General features: G+C 70.4%; 21 protein-coding genes. 10 read left to right on the top strand and 11 right to left on the bottom strand.

All coding sequences use genetic code 11. The features are described from left to right. Positions 1–207 precede the first annotated feature (207 nt). Together radA and disA are read left to right on the top strand one after the other, a co-directional pair. Positions 208–1,617, top strand: a complete 1,410-nt coding sequence (gene radA, locus IE239_RS13415; RefSeq protein WP_190149487.1) for a DNA repair protein RadA — start codon at positions 208–210, stop codon at positions 1,615–1,617. Positions 1,618–1,697: 80 nt separating this feature from the next. Next, on the top strand, positions 1,698–2,822 hold the full coding sequence (gene disA, locus IE239_RS13410) for a DNA integrity scanning diadenylate cyclase DisA (RefSeq protein ID WP_069773158.1): 1,125 nt from the start codon (positions 1,698–1,700) through the stop codon (positions 2,820–2,822). Positions 2,823–3,121: 299 nt separating this feature from the next. On the opposite strand, the gene IE239_RS13405 is transcribed toward disA, so the two are convergent. Next, complete coding sequence (locus IE239_RS13405; protein ID WP_190149486.1) at positions 3,122–3,970, bottom strand: hypothetical protein; 849 nt, start codon at positions 3,968–3,970, stop codon at positions 3,122–3,124. A gap of 260 nt (positions 3,971–4,230) precedes the next feature. Here IE239_RS13405 and IE239_RS13400 point away from each other — a divergent pair, with 260 nt between their 5' ends. The 5 genes from IE239_RS13400 to cseC all read left to right on the top strand — a co-directional run bounded on the left by IE239_RS13400 (position 4,231) and on the right by cseC (position 9,041). Then, complete coding sequence (locus IE239_RS13400; protein ID WP_229878067.1) at positions 4,231–5,178, top strand: HhH-GPD family protein; 948 nt, start codon at positions 4,231–4,233, stop codon at positions 5,176–5,178. A 322-nt stretch (positions 5,179–5,500) separates the two neighbouring features. Continuing rightward, entirely contained in the window at positions 5,501–6,043 is a 543-nt protein-coding gene (locus IE239_RS13395) for a SigE family RNA polymerase sigma factor (protein WP_190149519.1), read from the top strand. Continuing rightward, a complete protein-coding gene (locus tag IE239_RS13390; RefSeq protein ID WP_190149485.1) occupies positions 6,028–6,687 on the top strand; it encodes a hypothetical protein in 660 nt (219 codons plus the stop codon). Before IE239_RS13395 ends, IE239_RS13390 begins: the two co-directional genes overlap by 16 nt. Positions 6,688–6,970: 283 nt before the next feature. After that, a complete protein-coding gene (cseB, locus tag IE239_RS13385; RefSeq protein WP_190149484.1) occupies positions 6,971–7,672 on the top strand; it encodes a two-component system response regulator CseB in 702 nt (233 codons plus the stop codon). Between the two features lie 19 nt (positions 7,673–7,691). Further along, positions 7,692–9,041, top strand: a complete 1,350-nt coding sequence (gene cseC, locus IE239_RS13380; protein ID WP_190149483.1) for a two-component system sensor histidine kinase CseC — start codon at positions 7,692–7,694, stop codon at positions 9,039–9,041. A 207-nt stretch (positions 9,042–9,248) separates the two neighbouring features. Here cseC and IE239_RS13375 read toward each other — a convergent pair whose 3' ends face one another. Then, the gene (locus tag IE239_RS13375; protein WP_190149482.1) at positions 9,249–10,832 is read right to left on the bottom strand and encodes an MDR family MFS transporter; all 1,584 of its coding nucleotides are present in this window, start codon (positions 10,830–10,832) and stop codon (positions 9,249–9,251) included. 166 nt (positions 10,833–10,998) lie between these two features. On the opposite strand from IE239_RS13375, the gene IE239_RS13370 reads away from it, so the two are divergent. After that, positions 10,999–11,586, top strand: coding sequence for a TetR/AcrR family transcriptional regulator (locus tag IE239_RS13370; RefSeq protein ID WP_190149481.1), 588 nt, complete (start codon positions 10,999–11,001; stop codon positions 11,584–11,586). A gap of 63 nt (positions 11,587–11,649) precedes the next feature. On the opposite strand, the gene IE239_RS13365 is transcribed toward IE239_RS13370, so the two are convergent. Next, positions 11,650–12,240, bottom strand: a complete 591-nt coding sequence (locus tag IE239_RS13365; protein ID WP_190149480.1) for a M23 family metallopeptidase — start codon at positions 12,238–12,240, stop codon at positions 11,650–11,652. A gap of 516 nt (positions 12,241–12,756) precedes the next feature. On the opposite strand from IE239_RS13365, the gene IE239_RS13360 reads away from it, so the two are divergent. Continuing rightward, positions 12,757–13,443 (top strand): HAD family acid phosphatase, encoded by a 687-nt coding sequence (locus tag IE239_RS13360; protein ID WP_190149479.1) that lies wholly within the window; start codon positions 12,757–12,759, stop codon positions 13,441–13,443. 145 nt (positions 13,444–13,588) lie between these two features. Here IE239_RS13360 and IE239_RS13355 read toward each other — a convergent pair whose 3' ends face one another. Then, positions 13,589–16,117 carry an ATP-dependent Clp protease ATP-binding subunit gene (locus tag IE239_RS13355; protein WP_190149478.1) on the bottom strand — a complete coding sequence of 843 codons (2,529 nt, stop codon included), beginning with the start codon at positions 16,115–16,117 and terminating at the stop codon, positions 13,589–13,591. A 430-nt stretch (positions 16,118–16,547) separates the two neighbouring features. Here IE239_RS13355 and IE239_RS13350 point away from each other — a divergent pair, with 430 nt between their 5' ends. Beyond that, complete coding sequence (locus tag IE239_RS13350; RefSeq protein ID WP_190149477.1) at positions 16,548–17,249, top strand: SCO3374 family protein; 702 nt, start codon at positions 16,548–16,550, stop codon at positions 17,247–17,249. On the opposite strand, the gene IE239_RS13345 is transcribed toward IE239_RS13350, so the two are convergent. The 7 genes from IE239_RS13345 to nadC all read right to left on the bottom strand — a co-directional run bounded on the left by IE239_RS13345 (position 17,228) and on the right by nadC (position 22,084). Beyond that, positions 17,228–17,563 (bottom strand): histone-like nucleoid-structuring protein Lsr2, encoded by a 336-nt coding sequence (locus IE239_RS13345; RefSeq protein ID WP_069773146.1) that lies wholly within the window; start codon positions 17,561–17,563, stop codon positions 17,228–17,230. The two genes, IE239_RS13350 and IE239_RS13345, sit on opposite strands and share 22 nt — an antisense overlap. A 235-nt stretch (positions 17,564–17,798) precedes the next feature. Continuing rightward, positions 17,799–18,347, bottom strand: a complete 549-nt coding sequence (locus IE239_RS13340; protein ID WP_190149476.1) for an amino-acid N-acetyltransferase — start codon at positions 18,345–18,347, stop codon at positions 17,799–17,801. A 9-nt stretch (positions 18,348–18,356) separates the two neighbouring features. After that, positions 18,357–18,854 carry a BlaI/MecI/CopY family transcriptional regulator gene (locus tag IE239_RS13335; RefSeq protein ID WP_373308093.1) on the bottom strand — a complete coding sequence of 166 codons (498 nt, stop codon included), beginning with the start codon at positions 18,852–18,854 and terminating at the stop codon, positions 18,357–18,359. 171 nt (positions 18,855–19,025) lie between these two features. Next, positions 19,026–19,205: a hypothetical protein gene (locus tag IE239_RS13330; protein ID WP_190149474.1), complete on the bottom strand. Its 180-nt coding sequence runs from the start codon at positions 19,203–19,205 to the stop codon at positions 19,026–19,028. A 53-nt stretch (positions 19,206–19,258) separates the two neighbouring features. After that, entirely contained in the window at positions 19,259–20,002 is a 744-nt protein-coding gene (locus IE239_RS13325; protein WP_190149518.1) for a hypothetical protein, read from the bottom strand. A gap of 266 nt (positions 20,003–20,268) precedes the next feature. Next, complete coding sequence (locus tag IE239_RS13320; protein ID WP_190149473.1) at positions 20,269–21,066, bottom strand: type III pantothenate kinase; 798 nt, start codon at positions 21,064–21,066, stop codon at positions 20,269–20,271. Positions 21,067–21,082: 16 nt separating this feature from the next. Beyond that, positions 21,083–22,084 carry a carboxylating nicotinate-nucleotide diphosphorylase gene (nadC, locus tag IE239_RS13315; RefSeq protein ID WP_190149472.1) on the bottom strand — a complete coding sequence of 334 codons (1,002 nt, stop codon included), beginning with the start codon at positions 22,082–22,084 and terminating at the stop codon, positions 21,083–21,085. Between the last annotated feature and the right edge of the window lies 1 nt (position 22,085).

The following is a 22,085-nucleotide window of genomic DNA, read 5'->3' as shown; positions in this document are numbered from 1 at the left end:
CATAAGGGGACAGTGGAGGGGGGTCCCATGGCTCGTTCGTGACGGGGCGCGGACGGATCACAGGGGGTGGCGCTCCTCTCCGCGGCGCACGCCCCCGCGCGCGGGCGGCGGAGGGGCGGCAGCGGGACGCGGCGCAGGCCCCCGGAGAGCCCGGGCCGTTCACGGGCGCGTCCGGCTGATGTCAGTGGCGGCGGCTACGGTTTCCCCATGGCTGCCCGTACGAAGACCACCAAGGACCGACCGTCCTACCGCTGCACGGAGTGCGGCTGGCAGACGGCCAAGTGGCTCGGCCGCTGCCCCGAGTGCCAGGCGTGGGGGACGGTCGAGGAGTACGGCGCGCCCGCGGTCCGCACGACGGCGCCCGGCCGGGTCACCACCTCCGCGGTGCCCATCGGCCAGGTCGACGGCCGTCAGGCCACCGCCCGCCCCACCGGCGTGTCCGAGCTGGACCGCGTCCTCGGCGGCGGGCTCGTGCCCGGCGCCGTGGTGCTGCTGGCCGGCGAGCCCGGCGTCGGCAAGTCGACGCTGCTGCTGGACGTGGCGGCCAAGTCGGCGAGCGACGAACACCGCACCCTCTACGTGACGGGCGAGGAGTCGGCATCCCAGGTCCGGATGCGCGCCGACCGCATCGGCGCCATCGACGACCACCTGTACCTCGCGGCGGAGACCGATCTGGCGGCCGTCCTCGGCCACTTGGACGCCGTGAAACCGTCCCTGCTGATCGTGGACTCGGTGCAGACGGTGGCCTCTCCGGAGATCGACGGAGCGCCCGGCGGCATGGCCCAGGTCCGCGAGGTCGCGGGGGCCCTGATCCGCGCCTCCAAGGAACGCGGCATGTCCACGCTCCTGGTGGGCCACGTCACGAAGGACGGCGCGATCGCCGGTCCCCGCCTCCTCGAACACCTCGTGGACGTCGTCCTGAGCTTCGAGGGCGACCGGCACGCGCGGCTGCGTCTGGTGCGGGGCGTCAAGAACCGTTACGGCGCCACCGACGAGGTCGGCTGCTTCGAACTGCACGACGAGGGCATTACGGGCCTTGCGGACCCGAGCGGACTTTTTCTGACCCGCCGTGACGAACCGGTCCCGGGCACCTGTCTGACGGTCACCCTGGAGGGCCGCCGCCCCCTGGTCGCCGAAGTGCAGGCGCTCACCGTGGACTCCCAGATCCCCTCCCCCCGGCGCACGACGTCCGGCCTGGAGACCTCCCGCGTCTCCATGATGCTGGCCGTTCTGGAACAGCGCGGCAGGATCAGCGCGCTCGGCAAACGGGACATCTACTCGGCCACGGTCGGCGGTGTGAAGCTCTCGGAGCCCGCCGCGGACCTGGCGATCGCCCTCGCCCTGGCCTCCGCCGCGAGCGACACCCCGCTGCCCAAGAACCTCGTCGCGATCGGCGAAGTGGGCCTCGCAGGCGAGGTCAGGAGGGTCACGGGCGTCCAGCGCAGACTCTCCGAGGCCCATCGTCTGGGCTTCACCCACGCGCTCGTGCCGAGCGACCCGGGCAGGATCCCGGCGGGCATGAAGGTCCTGGAAGTCGCGGACATGGGGGACGCCCTGCGGGTCCTGCCGCGCTCCCGTCGCCGAGACGCCCCACAGGAGTCGGAGGACCGCCGGTAGACTTTGCCCTGGTCTCGCCCGTCCGTACGAAACGAGTGCGCGAAACGGGGGCGTCCCAGACCTGTGACCGGAGGAGTGCAGTGGCAGCCAACGACCGGGCGGCAGCTCCCGGAAAGTCCGGTGGGAGTTCCGGTGCCGACGGCCTGATGCGTGCCGCGCTGAGCGCGGTGGCTCCCGGCACGGCCCTGCGCGACGGCCTGGAGAGAATCCTCCGCGGCAACACCGGCGGGCTCATCGTGCTGGGCTCCGACAAGACGGTCGAGGCCATGTGCACGGGCGGGTTCGTGCTCGACGTGGAGTTCGCCGCCACGCGGCTGCGCGAGCTGTGCAAACTCGACGGCGGCATCGTGGTCTCCTCCGACCTGTCGAAGATCCTCCGGGCGGGCGTCCAGCTGGTGCCCGACCCCACGATCCCCACGGAGGAGACGGGCACCCGGCACCGCACGGCGGACCGGGTCAGCAAGCAGGTCGGCTACCCGGTCGTCTCGGTCTCCCAGTCCATGCGCCTGATCGCCCTCTACGTCGACGGACAGCGCCGCGTCCTGGAGGACTCCGCGGCGATCCTGTCCCGCGCGAACCAGGCACTGGCCACCCTGGAGCGCTACAAGCTCCGTCTGGACGAGGTCGCGGGGACGTTGTCAGCGCTGGAGATCGAGGACCTGGTGACGGTCCGGGACGTCTCCGCGGTGGCCCAGCGCCTGGAAATGGTCCGCCGCATCGCCACCGAAATCGCCGAATACGTGGTCGAACTGGGCACGGACGGGCGCCTGCTCGCCCTTCAGCTCGACGAGTTGATCGCGGGCGTGGAGCCGGAGCGTGAGCTGGTGGTCCGCGACTACGTGCCCGAGCCCACGGCCAAGCGTTCCCGCACGGTCGACGAGGCGCTCTACGAGCTGAACGCGCTCTCCCACGCCGAGCTGCTCGAAATGTCCACCGTGGCCCGCGCGTTGGGTTACACCGGCTCCCCCGAGGCGCTCGACTCGGCGGTGTCCCCGCGCGGCTTCCGCCTGCTGGCGAAGGTGCCTCGCCTCCCCGGCGCCATCATCGACCGCCTGGTCGAGCACTTCGGCGGCCTGCAGAAACTCCTCGCCGCGAGCGTCGACGACCTGCAGACGGTGGACGGCGTGGGCGAGGCGCGAGCCCGGAGCGTCCGCGAGGGCCTGTCCCGGCTGGCGGAGTCGTCGATCCTGGAGCGGTACGTCTGACCGGTCGGCCTGACCGCCCCTGCGACCGCACCCCCTCCGCCCGGTCCGCCTGACTGACCGACCGGCCTGATCTGGCCTGCTCTAGGGGTTCGGCACGCCTGCCTCCGACCTGTCCGGCGCGCCGGGCCACCGAGCGACCCACAGCGGACGAGACGGCCCGGCACGCAACCAGGAGGCCCGTCGATCGCTCCGAGCGCCCCGGTCTCCCGGTCTCCCGGGTCTTCCCGGGTCTTCCCGGTCATCGAGGCGCTTCGGTCGCCTCAGACGCCCTCACACCTCTCAGACCTCTCAGACGCGCCTCAGTCGCTCTTCAGCACGAAGGACGTCTGCGCCTTCGCGAACCCCGGGGCCTTGGCCTCCACCAGGTACGTGCCCGCTCCGGCCGTCCCCGCCGGAGGCGTGGCGCACTGCGGCGCGCTCGGCTTGCGGTCCCACTTGAGGGTGTACGTGAAGCTGCTTCCGGCCGGCACCCGGTACAGCAGGCTTCCGGCTCCCTTGGGACAGTCCGCGGACGACCAGTAGTCGTCGTCGCCGTCCGCCTTCGTGATCGTCAACACCGCGGCCTTCGGGCCCAGATCGACCTTGCAGTCGCTCGCCGAGCTGTTCCTGGCCGTCAGCCGGACGACGGGGGTCTCGTCCGGCGAGTACGCGTTGCGGACGCTGCGCAACGTCAACGTGACGGCGCTCGCCGTGCAGTTGGGCAGTGTCGTCCCGGCCGGCAGGGTCGTGGCCGTGCCGCCGTCGCCCCCGATGCCACCACCGCCGCTCGCGCTGCCGTTGGCGCCGTCGTCGACTTCGCCCGAGCCGGCCGATCCGCCGTCCGAGCCACCGGTTCCCGCGCCGCCGCCCGAGCCCGCACCGGACCCGGTTCCCGATCCGGACCCACTGGTGGCCCCTGCGCTCGACTCGTCCCGCCCGCCCGGTTTTTGGCTGATCGCGGGCCCCGACCCGGACGGCCCCGGCGTGATGGAGGACGCGGGGTTCTTGCCGCCGCCCCCGTCGGCGCCGTTCTTTCCGCCGCCTCCGCCCGACGTCGTCACCCACAGGACCAGCAACGCCAACAGGGCGAACACGGACAGCAGTACGGCCCTCCGTCGCCAGTAGATGGAGGAGGGAAGCGGCCCGACCGGATTGCGCAGTGATCCCACGGCCCAAACCTTACGAGAGATCGACGCGTTCGCTGGCCCCACCCGCCGCCGGGAACACAACTTTTCCGGATCATCATTTCGGAAACCGCCCGCCTCGTACCCGACTTCGTCCTCCACGGCCGTACTGCCGTCGCCGATCGCCCGCGTCGTGCCTCCGGTCATGGCCCTGGCGCCCGCGCGGGAAGCGCCTCCGGCGTGCGACCCGGTCGAGTGGCGGTACGCGCGCGTGCCCCGGTGCGCATGGCAGGATCGGTAGGGCCATGACTGCCCCCACGAAGCCCCCGCACAGCAGCAGCCCCGCCCGCGGCCCCGTCGGCGTCGACGCCGAGGCCCCCGGAGCGGATCTGCACGCCCCGGTGATCCACTGGTTCGACGACCACGCCCGCGACCTCCCCTGGCGGCGCCCCGAAGCCGGGGCGTGGGGGGTGATGGTCAGCGAGTTCATGCTCCAGCAGACGCCGGTCAGCCGCGTCCTGCCGGTCTACGAGCAGTGGCTCGCCCGCTGGCCGCGCCCCGCCGACCTCGCCGCGGAGGCCCCGGGCGAGGCCGTGCGCGCCTGGGGCCGGCTCGGCTACCCGCGCCGCGCCCTGCGGCTGCACGGCGCCGCGGTGGCGATAACGGAACGGCACGGCGGCGACGTGCCGTCCGACCACGCGCAGCTCCTGGCGCTGCCGGGCATCGGCGAGTACACGGCCGCAGCCGTCGCCTCGTTCGCGTACGGCCGGCGCCACGCCGTCCTGGACACCAATGTCCGCCGCGTGTTCGCGCGCGCCGTCAGAGGTGTGCAGTACCCGCCGAACGCCACCACGGCAGCCGAACGCAAGCTGGCCCGCGCCCTGCTCCCCGAGGACGAGGCGACGGCCGCGCGCTGGGCCGCCGCGTCCATGGAGCTCGGCGCGCTCGTCTGCACGGCCAGGAACGAGACGTGCGTGCGCTGCCCCATCGCCGCGCAGTGCGCCTGGCGGCTCGCGGGCAAGCCGGAGCACGACGGCCCGCCGCGCCGCGGCCAGACCTACGCCGGCACCGACCGGCAGGTCAGGGGCAAACTGCTCGCCGTCCTGCGCGACGCGCACGCGCCCGTACCGCAGGCCGCCCTCGACCGCGTATGGCACGATCCGGTGCAACGCGCGCGTGCGCTGGACGGGCTCGTCGCGGACGGACTGGTGGAGCCGCTGCCGAACGGGCTGTACCGCCTGCCCCTGACCTGACGCACGGTCGGTTCACTGCCGGCCCCCCCCGTCATGGCCGTCGTCGGCGTTCGTCACAGCCGTCGTCGGGCGTTTGTCACGGCCGACGCGTGGACGAATCTCCCCATAACCCTGCGATGCGGCCCTTACTCTTACCCCGAACTCACCGCCGTTACACAACCGACGGACAGCTGAGCGCTAGCCGCAGGCTGCTTCGGACAGTGCCGTGACAACACCTCCGTAGCTTCATCTCCGTGCCCGGCGAAGACACGACGGGCCGCAGACCACAAGCGGTGAACCGGCGGCGACCACCGTCGGAACGGGGAATCGGAGGCGGTTGACCATGGCGCAGGGCGAGGTGCTCGAGTTCGAGGAATACGTCCGCACGCGGCAGGACGCGCTGCTGCGCAGCGCCCGTCGCCTCGTCCCGGACCCGGTCGACGCCCAGGACCTGCTGCAGACCGCGCTGGCCCGGACGTACGGCCGCTGGGACGGCATCGCGGACAAGCGGCTCGCGGACGCCTACCTGCGTCGGGTCATGATCAACACGCGGACCGAGTGGTGGCGGGCCCGCAAGCTCGAGGAAGTGCCGACCGAGCAGCTCCCGGACGCCTGCGTCGACGACTCCACCGAGCAGCACGCCGACCGCGCCCTGCTGATGGACGCGATGAAGGTGCTCGCACCCAAACAGCGAAGCGTCGTCGTGCTGCGACACTGGGAACAGATGTCCACGGAGGAGACGGCCGCCGCCCTCGGCATGTCGGCCGGAACGGTCAAGAGCACGCTGCACCGGGCGCTCGCCCGGCTCCGCGAGGAGCTGGAAGCCCGCGACCTGGACGCACGCGCGCTGGAGCGTGAGGAGCGGGAGCGTTGCGTGGCGGCCTGACCCAGGCCGGGCCCACACCGGCCCGAGGCACCATCCAGGCGGCGATCACGGCGATGACCGTGCTCGCCGCCCTCGCCCTTTTCGTCTCCGCCTGCGGCACCGGCGGCACCGGCGCCCGCGACGAGGGCCCGGCCCACGTCGACGCGGTGGTCGGCGCCACGGCCTCGCCCTCGGCCGCCCCCACCGGCGCCCCCGACCGGACGGAAGCGGTACGTCTCGTCAAGGACGATCCCGCGGTCTCGGCGGAGGTCAAGAGCGGACTGAAGCCCTGCGTGGGCGACGAGTACCCGGTCGACGTGTCGTACGGGGACCTCACCGACGGTTCCGGCGAGGACCTCATCGTCAACGTGCTCACCTGCGGCGACGCCGTCGGTGTCGGCTCCTACGTCTACCGGGAGGACGCGAACGGCTACGCGAACGTCTTCAAGGCCGAGGAGCCCCCGGTCTACGCGGAGATAGACCGGGGCGACCTGGTGGTGACCAAGCAGGTGTACGCGAAGGGCGACCCGGTCTCCAGCCCCTCCGGGGAGAACGTGGTCACCTACCGCTGGGTCGCGGGCCGCTTCCGCAGGGAGTTCAGCTGGCACAACGACTACAGCAGCGTCGTCGGCGGAGAATCCACACCGGTGCCGAAGACCGGCTGACCTGCCCGGCAGCGCCCGGTCGAAGAAAAAATCGCGTCTGCGTGAACCGATCGGCCCCTCCCTTCCGATCATCTGGTGGACGGGTGCGAACGGTCGAGGACGGGCGGGCAGTGAACGTTCGCGGCCTTCCACGCGTCCACCCAAGGGACGCCCCTGACAGCGAGGGCACAGAAACCCGACAGACTGACGACCGACAGACCGACGACCGACAGACAGCCTGACGATTGTCAGGCGCACCCGCCGACACGCACGCGAGCACGCGACGAGAACTGAGAGCACCGGGATGGCAGACCAGACACACGTTCTGTTCGTCGAGGACGACGACGTCATCCGCGAGGCCACCCAGCTCGCCCTGGAGCGGGACGGCTTCGCGGTCACCGCGATGCCCGACGGCCTGTCCGGCCTGGCGGCGTTCCGCGCCGACCGTCCCGACATCGCGCTGCTGGACGTCATGGTTCCGGGCCTGGACGGCGTGAGTCTGTGCCGGCGCATCCGGGACGAGTCCACCGTGCCGGTGATCATGCTGTCTGCGCGCGCCGACTCCATCGACGTCGTCCTGGGGCTGGAGGCCGGTGCCGACGACTATGTGACCAAGCCGTTCGACGGCGCGGTCCTGGTCGCCCGGATCCGTGCCGTGCTGCGCCGGTTCGGCCACGCGGGCGGCGGGGACCGCATCGAGCCCGACGCCTCCCAGGCCGGCGGTGTGCTGGCCTTCGGCGACCTGGAGGTCGACACGGAGGGCATGGAGGTGCGCCGGGCCGGGCAGCCGGTGGCACTGACCCCGACCGAGATGCGCCTGCTGCTGGAGTTCTCCTCCGCTCCCGGCACCGTCCTCTCGCGCGACAAACTGCTGGAGCGGGTGTGGGACTACGGCTGGGGCGGCGACACCCGGGTCGTCGACGTCCATGTGCAGCGGCTGCGCGCCAAGATCGGCCAGGACCGCATCGAGACGGTCCGCGGCTTCGGCTACAAGTTGAAGGCCTGAGCGGGGCGGAGACGGAAGTATGCGGGGGATGATCCGGCACCTGGGTCCGGCTCGTGCGGAGGGCATGGCCCTCCGCACAGGCCTGCGATGGAAGCTGAGTGCGGCGATCGCGCTGGTCGGCGCCCTGGTGGCGATAGCGCTCAGCCTCGTCGTGCACAACGCCGCGCGCGTGTCCATGCTGGACAACGCGCGCGATCTCGCCGACGAGCGCGTGCAGATCGCCCAGCGCAACTACGAGCAGTCGGGGCGGCCCAACTTCTACTTCCCCAACATCAAGATCGACGACTCCAGTCTGCCGGCCGCGCTGCGCAAGAAGGTCCGGGAAGGCCGCCGGGCCACGTTCGTCTCCGACCGCAGGGGCGGCGTGCCGGACATCTGGGCGGCCGTGCCGGTCAAGGACGGGCATGTGCTGTCCCTGCACACAGGGTTCACCGACCGCAGCACGGACATCCTCAAGGACCTCGACCAGGCCCTGGTGATCGGTTCCATCGCGGTCGTCCTCGGCGGCAGCGCGCTGGGTGTGCTGATCGGCGGCCAGATGTCGCGCCGGCTGCGGAAGGCGGCTGCCGCGGCGAACCAGGTCGCCAAGGGCGAGACGAACGTCCGCGTCCGGGACGCGATAGGCGGGGTCGTGCGGGACGAGACCGACGACCTGGCGAGCGCGGTGGACGCCATGGCGGACACCCTGCAGGAACGCCTGGAGGCCGAGCGCCGGGTCACCGCGGACATCGCGCACGAACTGCGTACCCCGGTGACGGGCCTGCTGACGGCGGCCGAGCTGCTGCCGCCCGGCCGGCCGACCGAGCTGGTGCTGGACCGGGCCAAGGCCATGCGCACCCTCGTCGAGGACGTCCTGGAGGTGGCCCGCCTCGACGGCGCCTCGGAGCGTGCCGAGCTTCAGGACATCGTGCTCGGCGAGTTCGTGTCCCGCCGGGTGGCGGCCAAGGACCCGGACGTCGAGGTGCGGGTGGTGCACGAGTCGATGGTCACGACCGATCCGCGCCGCCTGGAGCGGGTGCTGTTCAACCTGCTGGCCAATGCGGCCCGGCATGGCAAGCCGCCCATCCAGGTCACCGTGGAAGGCCGGGTCATCCGGGTCCGCGACCACGGCCCCGGGTTCCCCGAGGATCTGCTCGCCGAGGGGCCGAGCCGCTTCCGCACCGGCAGCACCGACCGGGCGGGGCACGGACACGGGCTCGGGCTCACCATCGCGGCGGGCCAGGCCCGCGTTCTCGGCGCGCGGCTGACCTTCCGCAACGTGCGGCCCGCGGGCACCCCCGAGCACATACCGTCCGAGGGCGCCGTGGCGGTCCTGTGGCTGCCCGAGCACGCACCGACCAGCACCGGAAGCTACCCGACGATGCCGTGACGCCCGGCGCGGCAACGCCGGCCGTCCTCCGGCGCTCCGTCGCCATTGCCGGTGCACGCCGTCGCATCACGGCCGCCGGCTCCGGCTCCGATGCCGTGGCTGTCACCATCGGCGACGCGGCATCGGCGACGCGGCATGAGGAAGGCCCCCGGGGCGGACACCGCCGGAGGCCTTCGTTCAGCGCGAGCAGCGCAAGGTCGGACTGCGTCAGACTGCCTCGACCATGGGCGGCGGCGCGAGGGTCGCACCGTCGGTGGCCTCGTCCGCCTTCTGCGGCCCCGCTCCCTTCAGCGGAACCTCCTTCACGAACACCGCCGCCACCAGCGCGGCGATCGCCACCGCCGCGCCCAGCAGGAACGCCGTGTGGATGCCTGCCGACACGGCGTGCTGGTAGGCCTCACGGGCGGCCGCGGGCAGCTTGGCCAGGCTGGCGGCGTCCAGCTGGGCGGATTGCTGGGTGATCTTCGAGCCCAGTGCCCCGGCGCGCTCGGACATCACGTCCTGGACCCGGTTGTTGAACAGCGCGCCCATGATCGCGACGCCGAAGGAGGAGCCGAGGGTGCGGAAGAGGGTGGTGGACGAGGATGCGACGCCCATGTCCTTCATCTCGACGCTGTTCTGCGCCACCAGCATCGTGATCTGCATCAGGCAGCCCATGCCGAGACCGACCACGGCCATGAAGACGCCGGAGGTGAGACGGCTGGTCCCGGTGTCCATCGTCGACAGCAGGTACAGCCCGATCACCATCAGGAAGCTGCCGAGGACCGGGAAGACCTTGTACTTGCCGCTGTTCGTGGTCACCCGCCCGGCCACCATCGAGGTGACCAGCATCGCGCCGAGCATGGGCAGGAGCAGCAGACCGGAGTTGGTCGCGGACGCGCCCTGGACCGACTGCTGGTAGAGCGGCAGGAAGAGGGTGGCGCCGAACATCACGAATCCGGTGATGAAGCCGATGAGCGACATGAGGGTGAAGTTGCGGCTGCGGAAGATGTGCAGCGGCACGATCGGCTCCACGGCCCTCGTCTGCCAGAAGACGAATCCGATGAGCGAGGCGACGCCGATGGCGATGAGTTCCATGATCCGCGCGGAGGTCCAGGCGTACTCCGAGCCGCCCCAGGTGGTGACGAGGACGATGGAGGTGATGCCCAGCGTCAGCAGGCCGGCGCCGAGGTAGTCGATGCGCGACTGCGACCGCTTCTTGGGCAGGTGCAGGACGACGCTGATCGCGGTGAGGGCCACCACCCCGAGCGGCAGGTTGATGTAGAAGGACCAGCGCCAGCCCCAGTTGTCGGTGATGGTGCCGCCGACCAGCGGACCGCCGATCATCGCGAGCGCCATGACGCCGGCCATCATGCCCTGGTACTTGCCGCGCTCCCGCGGGGGGATCAGGTCGCCGATGATGGCCATGACGCCGACCATCAGACCGCCCGCGCCGAGGCCCTGGATCGCGCGGAACCCGATGAGTTCGCCCATGTTCTGGGCCATGCCGCTCAGTGCGGAGCCGATCAGGAAGATCACGATCGACGTCATGAAGGCGCCCTTGCGCCCGTACATGTCGCCGATCTTGCCCCAGATCGGGGTGGAGGCGGCGGTCGCCAGGGTGTAGCCGGTCACCACCCACGAGAGGTGTTCCAGGCCGCCGAGGTCGCCGACGATCGTCGGCATGGCCGTGCCCACGATCATGTTGTCGAGCATCGCGAGCATCATCGTGATCATGAGGGCGAGCAGGACCACCCGCACGCTCCTGGGCTGTTTCTCCGGCTCGGTCTCCGGTGTCTTCGTGTCCGCCATCGTTCCACTCCCCTGGGTCCCACCCCGACCGGCCACTTACTTGCCGCCCGGCTAGTTCAGTACACTAGGAAGTTAGACCCGTCACTAGCCGGTCGTCAAGTAAGTTACTGGTGTCGAACTAGCCGGACGGCAAGTAAGTTTTCGCGGGAGCCCTAGGAGTACGAGGATGGACCGCACCATGGACGGCACCAAGCAGCAGCGCCGCGGCAACACCCGCCAGCGCATCCAGGACGTGGCCCTCGAACTCTTCGCCGAGCAGGGATACGAGAAGACCTCCCTCCGCGAGATCGCGGAACGCCTGGAGGTCACGAAGGCTGCCCTGTATTACCACTTCAAGACCAAGGAAGAGATCATCGTCGGCATCTTCACGGATCTGACGAAGCCGATCGAAGACCTGATCGAGTGGGGCAGGGAGCAACCGCACACCCTGGAGACGAAGCACGAACTCGTACGGCGCTACAGCAAGGCCCTCTCCGAGGCGGCCCCGCTCTTCCGCTTCATGCAGGAGAACCAGGCGACGGTGCGGGAACTCCAGATCGGCGACTCGTTCAAGGACCGCATGCGGGGCCTGCGCGACATCATCATGGATCCCGAGGCCCCGCTCATCGACCAGGTCCGCTGCGTGAGCGCCATCTTCACGCTGCACGCCGGGATGTTCTTCCTGAACGACCTCGACGGCGACCCCGAGGACAAGCGGGCAGCAGTCCTGGAGGTCGCCGTCGATCTGGTGACGCAGGCGCATCACGGCGGCTGAGCGCGCGGCCGCGTCGCGGCGGCTGAGCGCGCACCGGCGTCACGTCGCCCGGTCACGCAGGGGTCAGACCTTCACGCCCTTGGCGTGCAGGAAGGTGACCGGGTTGATCGCCGAACCGTAGTCGGGGGTCGTGCGGATCTCGAAGTGCAGGTGCGGACCGCTGGAGTTGCCCGTGTTGCCGGACAGCGCGATCTTCTGGCCGGTCTTCACGACCTGGCCGACCTTCACCTCGATGTGCGAGAGGTGGGCGTACTGCGAGTACACGCCGTTGGCGTGCTTGATCACGATGGCGTTGCCGTAGGCCGGACCGTCGCCGGCGCCGTTGCCGCCGGCCTTCACCACGGTGCCGCCGTGCGCGGCCATGACCTTGGTGCCGCTCGGCACGGCGAAGTCCTGACCGCTGTGCTTGGACTGCCACATCTTGCCGGCCTGGGCGAACCCGGCGGACAGCGTGTACTTCTTCACCGGGTCTATCCAGGAAGCGGCGGACACGGCGGTCTTGGCGGCGGGGGCGGCGGGCGCGGCGGCGGGGGCGGCGGCGGACGCCACTCCGGTCCCCAGCACGACCGAGGCGCCCACTGCGGCGGCCCCGACGGCCACGCGGGTGCGGAGCAGGGACGTACGGGAAGAACGGGACGTGACGCGCTGGAACATCGAAGACCTCATGGGGACGGGGGCAGAGGAAACCACCTGGCGAGAACCTCCGCCGAGGTGGCCATCCCTTGGTAACCCCGAGGTCCACAGACCCCCAAACGTGTGATCTACGACGGAAACTAGTACTTCGTCGTAAATCTCATCACTCCTTGACAGATCACCCTTTCCGGACACTTTCGACACCAGGCCACCCCTGGAAGCCTCTACGGCACGGAGCCCGGGAGCGCGTGTCCCTTTTGCTCGCATTCGTCCAGCGACTATTGCGCCTAGTAGGGGCCAAAGCGGCTGTGCGGCATGTCACCGGTCGCCCGCCTCAAGGGACTTCGGAATGTGACGACGGCTACTCCCGTGCCCCACAGGGCACTTGTGACCCCGGTCACGTCGCGTGCACGGGTCTGTGACCAGCCTCTCATTCACCTCTACCGTCCAGTAACCCGCTGGTTCCCCTCAGGCCACCCCCAACGATCGGCATGCCCACGACATAGGCAGCGCAAGGACGCGAGAGGACCCCCACCCATGACCAGAGGCACCTGGACGCGCCGCACAGCCCTGACCGCCGTGGCGGCCGCAGCCGTCACGGCACTGGCCGTCCCGGCCGGCGCCCAGGCCGCGACGGCCACCGGCACCGCCGCCGCATCCACCGCCACCGCATCCACCACTGCCGTGGCCACCTCCACCGTGGCCTCCGCCTCCGCGGCGGCCGCCGGAGACGTCGACTACACCACCTGGCAGCAGGACTGCCAGGCCGTGATGAACCAGGCGCTGCCGGCCCTGAAGCAGCGCATCGCCGCCGCCAAGCCGGGCGAGAAGCAGGCGATCGTCTTCGACGTCGACAACACCACGCTGGAGAGCGATTTCGGCTTCAGCTACCCGCAGCCGGCCAACAAGCCCGTTCTGGAGGTCGCGAAGTACGCCCAGGACCACGGCGTCTCCCTGTTCTTCGTCACCGCCCGTCCGGGCATCATCTCCGGGGTGACCGACTACAACCTCAAGAACGTCGGCTACAAGGTCTCCGGCCTCTATGTGCGCGGCTTCCTCGACCTCTTCAAGGACGTCGCCGTCTACAAGACCGCCCAGCGCGTCGCCATCGAGTCCAAGGGCTACACGATCATCGCGAACATCGGCAACAGCGCCACCGACCTCTCGGGCGGCCACGCCGAGACGACGTACAAGCTGCCGGACTACGACGGTCAGCTCTCGTGAACCGTCGGTCGTCCGCGGACGCCCCGTAGCCGCACGGCGGACGTCCGACAAGCCGCAGGGCGGACGTCTCATCGCCTTCAGGGCATGTGAGAGGGGCCGGTGCTGGAAAGCACCGGCCCCTCTCTTCGGCTCGACTCCCGGAGGGTCAGACGTCCTTGCTCAGGTTCGGTCCGGCGCCGCCGGCCGCCTGCTCGATCGGCGGGACGTCGGGCAGCGCCGACTTCTCCTCGCCGCGGAAGGTGAAGGTCCTGGTGTCACCCTCGCCCTCGGTGTCCACGACCACGATGTGACCGGGGCGCAGCTCACCGAAGAGGATCTTCTCCGAGAGCGTGTCCTCGATCTCGCGCTGGATGGTGCGACGCAGCGGACGCGCACCCAGCACCGGGTCGTAACCCTTCTTCGACAGCAGCTCCTTGGCGGACTGGGAGAGCTCGATGCCCATGTCCCGGTCCCTCAGGCGCTCGTCCACCTTGCCGATCATCAGGTCGACGATCCGCAGGATGTCCTCCTGCGTGAGCTGCGGGAAGACGACCACGTCGTCGACACGGTTGAGGAACTCGGGGCGGAAGTGCTGCTTGAGCTCGTCCGACACCTTGTTCTTCATGCGCTCGTAGTTGGTCTTCGAGTCGCCCGAGGCCGCGAAGCCCAGGTTGAAGCCCTTGGAGATGTCCCGGGTGCCGAGGTTGGTCGTCATGATGATGACCGTGTTCTTGAAGTCCACGACCCGGCCCTGGGAGTCGGTCAGACGACCGTCCTCCAGGATCTGCAGCAGCGAGTTGAAGATGTCCGGGTGGGCCTTCTCGACCTCGTCGAACAGGACCACGGAGAACGGCTTGCGGCGGACCTTCTCGGTCAGCTGGCCGCCCTCTTCATAGCCCACGTATCCGGGAGGCGAACCGAAGAGACGCGACACCGTGTGCTTCTCGCTGAACTCCGACATGTCGAGGGAGATCAGCGCGTCCTCGTCACCGAAGAGGAACTCGGCGAGCGCCTTGGACAGCTCGGTCTTACCGACACCGGACGGGCCGGCGAAGATGAACGAACCACCGGGACGCTTCGGGTCCTTGAGGCCCGCGCGCGTACGACGGATCGCCTTCGACAGCGCCTTGACGGCGTCGACCTGGCCGATGACCCGCTTGTGGAGCTCGTCCTCCATCCGCAGCAGACGCGAGGACTCCTCCTCGGTCAGCTTGAAGACCGGGATGCCGGTGGCGGTGGCGAGGACCTCGGCGATCAGCTCGCCGTCGACCTCGGCGACGACGTCCATGTCGCCGGCCTTCCACTCCTTCTCCCGCTTGGCCTTGGCGGCCAGAAGCTGCTTCTCCTTGTCGCGGAGGGAGGCGGCCTTCTCGAAGTCCTGCGAGTCGATCGCGGACTCCTTGTCGCGGCGCACGCCCGCGATCTTCTCGTCGAACTCGCGCAGGTCCGGCGGAGCGGTCATCCGGCGGATGCGCATCCGGGAACCGGCCTCGTCGATCAGGTCGATCGCCTTGTCCGGCAGGAAGCGGTCCGAGATGTACCGGTCGGCCAGGGTGGCGGCCTGGACCAGCGCCTCATCCGTGATGGAGACGCGGTGGTGGGCCTCGTACCGGTCGCGCAGGCCCTTGAGGATCTCGATCGTGTGCGGCAGGGACGGCTCGGCGACCTGGATGGGCTGGAAGCGGCGCTCGAGGGCCGCGTCCTTCTCCAGGTGCTTGCGGTACTCGTCCAGGGTCGTCGCACCGATGGTCTGCAGCTCACCGCGGGCCAGCATCGGCTTCAGGATCGAAGCGGCGTCGATGGCGCCCTCGGCGGCGCCCGCACCGACCAGCGTGTGCAGCTCGTCGATGAACAGGATGATGTCGCCGCGGGTGCGGATCTCCTTGAGGACCTTCTTCAGGCGCTCCTCGAAGTCACCGCGGTAGCGGGAGCCGGCGACCAGGGCGCCGAGGTCGAGGGTGTAGAGGTGCTTGTCCTTGAGCGTCTCGGGCACCTCGCCCTTGACGATGGCCTGGGCGAGGCCCTCGACGACGGCGGTCTTGCCGACGCCGGGCTCACCGATCAGGACCGGGTTGTTCTTGGTGCGGCGGGACAGCACCTGCATGACCCGCTCGATCTCCTTCTCGCGCCCGATGACCGGGTCGAGCTTGGACTCACGAGCGGCCTGGGTGAGGTTCCGGCCGAACTGGTCGAGGACCAGGGACGTCGAGGGGGTGCCCTCGGCAGGCCCGCCACTGGCGCCGGCGGTCTCCTTGCCCTGGTAACCGGAGAGCAGCTGGATGACCTGCTGCCGCACCCGGTTGAGGTCGGCGCCCAGCTTGACCAGGACCTGGGCGGCGACGCCCTCGCCCTCACGGATCAGGCCGAGCAGGATGTGCTCCGTGCCGATGTAGTTGTGGCCCAGCTGAAGGGCCTCGCGGAGCGACAGCTCCAGGACCTTCTTGGCACGGGGGGTGAAGGGGATGTGCCCGGACGGGGCCTGCTGCCCCTGCCCGATGATCTCCTCCACCTGCTGGCGGACCGCCTCGAGCGAAATCCCGAGGCTCTCAAGGGCCTTGGCGGCGACACCCTCACCCTCGTGGATCAGGCCCAGGAGGATGTGCTCGGTGCCGATGTAGTTGTGGTTGAGCATCCGGGCTTCTTCCTGAGCCAGGACGACAACCCGCCGCGCGCGGTCGGTGAACCTCTCGAACATCGTTAATCGCTCCTCAGAGCGGTCAGGCAGTGGGGGGAACTTCCCCTCCCTGTCCTTCCGCAGCTTAGTCCCGCAAGCGGGGACCGCTCATTCCAACTGCCGACACCGTCGATGGCCTCCTGACCCCGAACGCCGACATCTGCTCCAACCCGATGGTGCGAGACGATGTTCCCGCAGGCCAGGCAGATACCCCAGTCGCCAGTACGCCGATGGCGAACGTGAGACGGCCTGTCCTGCGTGTCGCCCCCTCCCACTAGGGATGTCTTACCCGCCGGGACTGACACTCCATGCCGTGCGCCCCCGTTCCCTCCGCTACGGGCGAACAACCTTGCCTCCCCTGTCACCCGCATCCGCCTCCCGCGCCGGAACACTGCGCAGCCACGGAAACACCCAGCGTAACTCGCGAGGCTTTTCGGCGGTTGCACTCGGCATGGTTGGCTCAGTCCCTCCGGCCGCCCGCTCGGGGCCCGCCGCGATCACCGCAGTACCCCTCCCCCGACGGCCGCTCGCCCGACGGCTGCTCGCCCCGGAGGGTCCGGCTCACCCGGCCGACCCGGACGGTCCAGCCGGATCCGGCGACCGGATCCGCGGCTGGTACGAGAACGAACTGGGCTGGGCGACCGTGCCCGGGTCGCCGGTACGGCTTTCCGTGGGCGAGCGCTTCGACGTCCTGGACGTCCCGGCCAAGGCGGGCGCGGCGGCGCTGCGCCGCCTGGCACCGGGCTCGCCGGTGGCCGTGCGGGGCGACCGGATGCGGCTGCTGGTGGCGGCGGGCGGCGCGGAGGAGGTGCCCGGGATCCTGCGATGGCTGGAGTGGGGCGCGTTGCCGCTGGATCTCACGGCCATCGGCGCGGGCGGCGCCGTCGAGGCGCCGCTGCCCCCGCCTCGCCTGCCGGGCCGCGTCCCGGGCCGCGCTCCGGGACCGCGCCGCCCCGGGCCGGTGCAGGGGGCCGCCGTCTGGCTGCGGCCCCCCGTGGCAGGGTGCGAGGTCGAGGCCTCGCTGCCGACGATGTCGGCGTCGGGAGGCGTTGGGGGCGCCCCCGATCTCGTACGGCTGGTGGACACGCTGGCGACTCACTGTCACCGTGTCCGGCTGCGGCGCGCGTGCGCTCAGCCGTTGGCCTTCTCGTAGGCCTCGCGAATGGTCGCCGGAACGCGGCCGCGGTCATTGACCTCGAAACCGTTCTCCTTCGCCCACGCGCGGATCTGAGCGGTGTCCTGGCTGCCGCCGGAAGCGGCGCGCGCCTTTCCCCGCCCGCCGGAAGCACGTCCGCCGGTACGACGGCCGCCCTTCACGTAGGGCTCGAGAAGTCCACGCAGCTTGTCGGCATTGGTGGTCGTGAGATCGATCTCGTACGTCTTGCCGTCCAACGCGAACGTCACGGTCTCGTCCGCCTCGCCGCCGTCGAGGTCGTCGACAAGAAGGACCTGAACCTTCTGTGCCACCGGATTTCCTTTCATCGAAAACGTGAGGGCCGGGGGTCCGCGGCGTCCGCCGTTTAGCCGCACCCTGTTATATGCAGTACTGCACTACGTCGGAAAGCAAACCGCTTTTGCTGGGAAAACACAAACCCTTGGCAGAGACCCGCAGCCCGCTCCCCGCCCGGAAACATACGCGTTTCGGACATAGAGACCCTGGGCAAGGCGGGTCGGCCGGAAAGGACTGCGACGACTGCGTCGATCACAGATGCAGAAGCATCCGACTGTTGCCCAAGGTGTTCGGTTTCACTCGTTCGAGTCCGAGGAACTCCGCGACGCCCTCGTCATAGGAGCGCAGCAGCTCGGCGTAGACATCGGTGTCGACCGGCGTCTCACCGATCTCCACGAAGCCGTGCTTGCCGAAGAAGTCCACTTCGAAGGTCAGGCAGAAAACACGGCGAACGCCGAGCCAGCGTGCGGTGTGGAGCAACTTCTCCAACAACTGGTGACCGACGCCGGACCCCTTCAGCCCTGGCTTCACCGCGAGAGTGCGCACTTCGGCCAGGTCTTCCCACATGACGTGCAGGGCGCCGCAGCCGACCACCTCGGCGTTGTCGTCGCGTTCGGCGACCCAGAACTCCTGGATGTCCTCGTAAAGCGTCACCGTTGCTTTGTCGAGCAGGATGCCGCCGCGGACGTAGGCGTCAAGGAGACGGCGCACGGCGGCGACATCGCCGGTCCGGGCCCGCCGGACGGTGATGGCTTTAGCGGTGACTTCGAGGTTCTCGGCCGAGGGACTCTCTGCTGACATGTGCGGACGCTATCGCCCGCCGCCCTCCGATGCCGAGGCGGGGTTCTCCCCGGCACCGCCGGCACTCGCCGCACTCCCCGTGCTCTCGGCAGTCGCGGGTTCGGCCGTCGCGGGTTCGACGGGCTCGGCTTCGGGTTCGCGTACGGGTTCGCGTGTGGGTTCGCGTGTGGGTTCGGTGGTTTCGGGACCTTGGACGATACGTACGGCGTCGCGCAGCGCGCCGCGCTGTTCGTCGCTCATCATCCCGAAGAAGGCGACGAGAGCGGCGGCGGGGTTGTCGCTCTGGGACCAGGCCTCGTTCATCAGGGCGGCGGCGTAGGCGGCGCGGGTGGAGACCGCCTCATATCGATAGGCCCGGCCTTCCGCTTCACGGCGCACCCAGCCCTTCTGATGGAGATTGTCCAAAACGGTCATCACCGTGGTGTACGCGATGGACCGTTCCTGCTGAAGGTCTTCCAGGACTTCTCGAACGGTCACCGGGCGGTTCCACTTCCACACCCGCGTCATGACCGCGTCTTCGAGTTCTCCCAATGGGCGAGGCACACCTCAGAACAATAGTGGGAGATCTCGCCAATCGCGTGCCGGACGTACACCTTCAACATCAAACGGGAACAAAAAGGGCGTGCGACTCCGAAAGGAGACGCACGCCCCTGGAGGGCCGCGTGAGCGTGGGTGCCGTCAGGCGTCCGGGCCGGCGGAGACCTGACGGGGGCCTTCCGCGCGCGCGAGCGCGGCGTCGACGGCCGCGTCCTCCTTGGCCTTGTTGGCCCCACCCTGGGTCTTCACGATCACCCTGATCAGGCCGATGAAGAACACGGCCATGACGACGGGAGGCACGAGCGCGGAGACATAGTCCATGGATCCAGAGTAGCCATCCGGGAGCCGGATCTCCGGGCGGGGGGGCGGCCGGGTCAGCCGACGGCCAGCCGCCGCTGCTGCGGGTCGGCGGACGGCGGGGTCGGCCTGCGTCGCGGAAAGACCTCGCCGGGTGTGGGGACGGGGCGGCGGGACGGCTCGGGCGCGGGCTTGACGGGAACGGGCCCCGGCCCGGGAGCAGGGGCGGGGGCGGGCGCGGCCGGCTTCTCGGCCGGTTCCTTCCGCGGCGCGTGGCCCGGCTTCTTCTCCGGCTCCTCGGCCCTCGGCTCCCCCGGCGTCGGCTCCGCAGCGGCGACGGCCACCGCGAGGGCGGTCCGGCCCGCGCCGGAGAGGCCCCCGGGAAGGGCCTGGAGGCGCGTACGGGACGCCGGGACGACGGGGGCGGCCACAGCGACCCTGCGAGCCGCTCGGCGCTCCAGACGGGCGCGTACGTCCTTCTCGGCCAGGACCTGACAGCGGTCCAGGAGGGCGGCGGCCTTCGGATTGCCGCGCAGGGCGCGCAGGGCGGCGAGATCGTCCGGTTCGGGGCAGTAGGAGGTGGCCAGGACCTCCTCCAGGAGGGTGAGGTAGCAGGCGGCGGTGCCGGGGAGTGCTGCGCGATACCGGGCGAGGTCGGCCACCAGGAAGGCCCGCAGCCGGGCCGCCTCGCCCATCGCCTCGTCGAGCGACTCGGCGAGGCGATGGCAGTCCTGGACGTCCTCGGCGGAGACGGGGCCGGGGTGGAGGGCGATGGCGAGGGCGCGGCGGAGCACACGCAGCTCCTCCGCGCCGAACGCCAGGCCGCCGCGGGATCCGTAGGGCGTGGGCATGCGGCGACGGTACGCGCTAATCAGACAAATTCGACATAGCGGTGGGGTGCGGCGCGCCCGGATCCGCCCTGGTGGCCCACCGCTCACCCCCCGATGGCCCACCGCCCACGCGCCTCGCGCGGGGTCCGGGCCGGGCGAGCCCGCCGCCCGGACCCGCTTCCGCCGCCCGTCCGCACGCCCGCATGCCCGTCCGGCGTCCGCGCCCGCCTGCGATGCGGGCCCGGAGGCGCCGCGGCTCACATGCGCGAGACGTTGCGTTCGTACACGAGGCGCAGACCGATCAGCGTCAGCCACGGCTCGTGCTCGTCGATCACCGAGGACTCGCCGAGCACCATCGGCGCCAGCCCGCCCGTCGCGATGACCGTGACCTCGTCCGGGTCCTCCGCCAGCTCGCGGGCCATCCTGGTCACCACGCCGTCGACCTGGCCGGCGAACCCGTAGACGATCCCGGACTGCATGGCCTCGACGGTGTTCTTGCCGATCACGCTCCGGGGCCGGGCCACCTCGATCTTGCGCAGCTGTGCGGCCTTGACCCCCAGGGCCTCGACGGAGATCTCGATGCCGGGGGCGATGACGCCGCCGACGTACTCCCCGCGCGCGCTGACCGCGTCGAACGTGGTGGCCGTGCCGAAGTCGACGACGATCGCCGGGCCGCCGTAGAGCTCGTTCGCCGCGACGGCGTTGATGATGCGGTCGGCGCCGACCTCTTTGGGGTTGTCGAACAGGATCGGCACGCCCGTCTTCACGCCGGGTTCGACGAGCACGGCGGGCACGTCGCCGTAGTACCGGCGCGTCACCTCGCGCAGTTCGTGCAGCACGGAGGGCACGGTGGCGCAGATCGCGATGCCGTCGATGCCGTCGCCCAGCTCGTCCCCGAGGAGCGGGTGCATGCCCATCAGGCCCTGGAGCAGCACGGCGAGTTCGTCCGCGGTGCGGCGGGAGTCGGTGGAGATGCGCCAGTGCTCGACGATGTCCTCACCGTCGAACAGGCCGAGCACGGTGTGGGTGTTGCCCACGTCGATCGTCAGCAGCATGGCCGGTTCCCGTTCCCTACTCAGCCGCTCGCAGATCCAGACCGATGTCCAGGATCGGCGAGGAGTGCGTCAGCGCCCCGACGGCGAGGAAGTTCACGCCGGTGTCGGCGTACGCCTTGGCGTTGTCCAGGGTCAGCCGGCCCGACGCCTCCAGCAGGGCCCGCCCGCCGACGATGCCCACGGCCTCCGCGCACTCACCGGGCGTGAAGTTGTCCAGCAGGATCAGGTCGGCGCCGGCGTCGACCACCTCACGCAGCTGGTGCAGGGTGTCGACCTCGACCTCGATCGGCACGTCCGGGAAGGCCTCCCGGACGGCCTCGAAGGCCGGTGCGACGCCCCCCGCGGCGATCACGTGGTTGTCCTTGACCAGGGCCGCGTCGGACAGCGACATCCGGTGGTTGACGCCCCCGCCGCAGCGGACGGCGAACTTCTCCAGCGAGCGCAGGCCCGGCGTCGTCTTGCGGGTGTCGCGCACGCGTGCCCGGGTGCCTTCCAGGACGTCCGCCCACGCGCGCGTGGCGGTGGCGATGCCGGACAGCCGGCACAGCAGGTTGAGCGCGCTGCGCTCGGCGGTGAGGAGGTCACGCGTGCGCGTGGTGACCGACAGCAGCCGCTGCCCGGCCTCCACGCGGTCGCCGTCCTCCACGTGCCGCTCCACCTCGAACTCGTCCGTGCAGACGACCGAGACGACCGCCTCGGCGATCCTGAGGCCCGCGACCACGCCCGCCTCGCGTGCGGTGAAGTCGGCGGTGGCGACCGCCTCCGCGGGGATGGTGGCGACGGTCGTCACGTCGACGCCGTGGGCCAGGTCCTCCCCGATCGCGACGTTGGCGATGTCCTCCACCTCGACCGGGTCGAGCCCGGCGTCGGCGAGGAGCTGGGCGAGTGCGGGATCGAGTCCGCACTCCACGTATTCGGCGTATCCCTCGTCGGTGAGTTCGGCGTCTGCGTCGGCGCCGCAGGCACAGCCGTCGCCGCAGCCGCCGCTCCGGGCGAGGGGAAGGTCGGGGGTGCTCACG

Origin of the sequence: Streptomyces humidus (assembly GCF_014649655.1) — a bacterium.
Classification (GTDB): Bacteria; Actinomycetota; Actinomycetes; order Streptomycetales; family Streptomycetaceae; genus Streptomyces; species Streptomyces humidus.
Note: the sequence above shows the minus strand (reverse complement) of the source record. Positions and strands in the feature narration are given on the sequence as shown.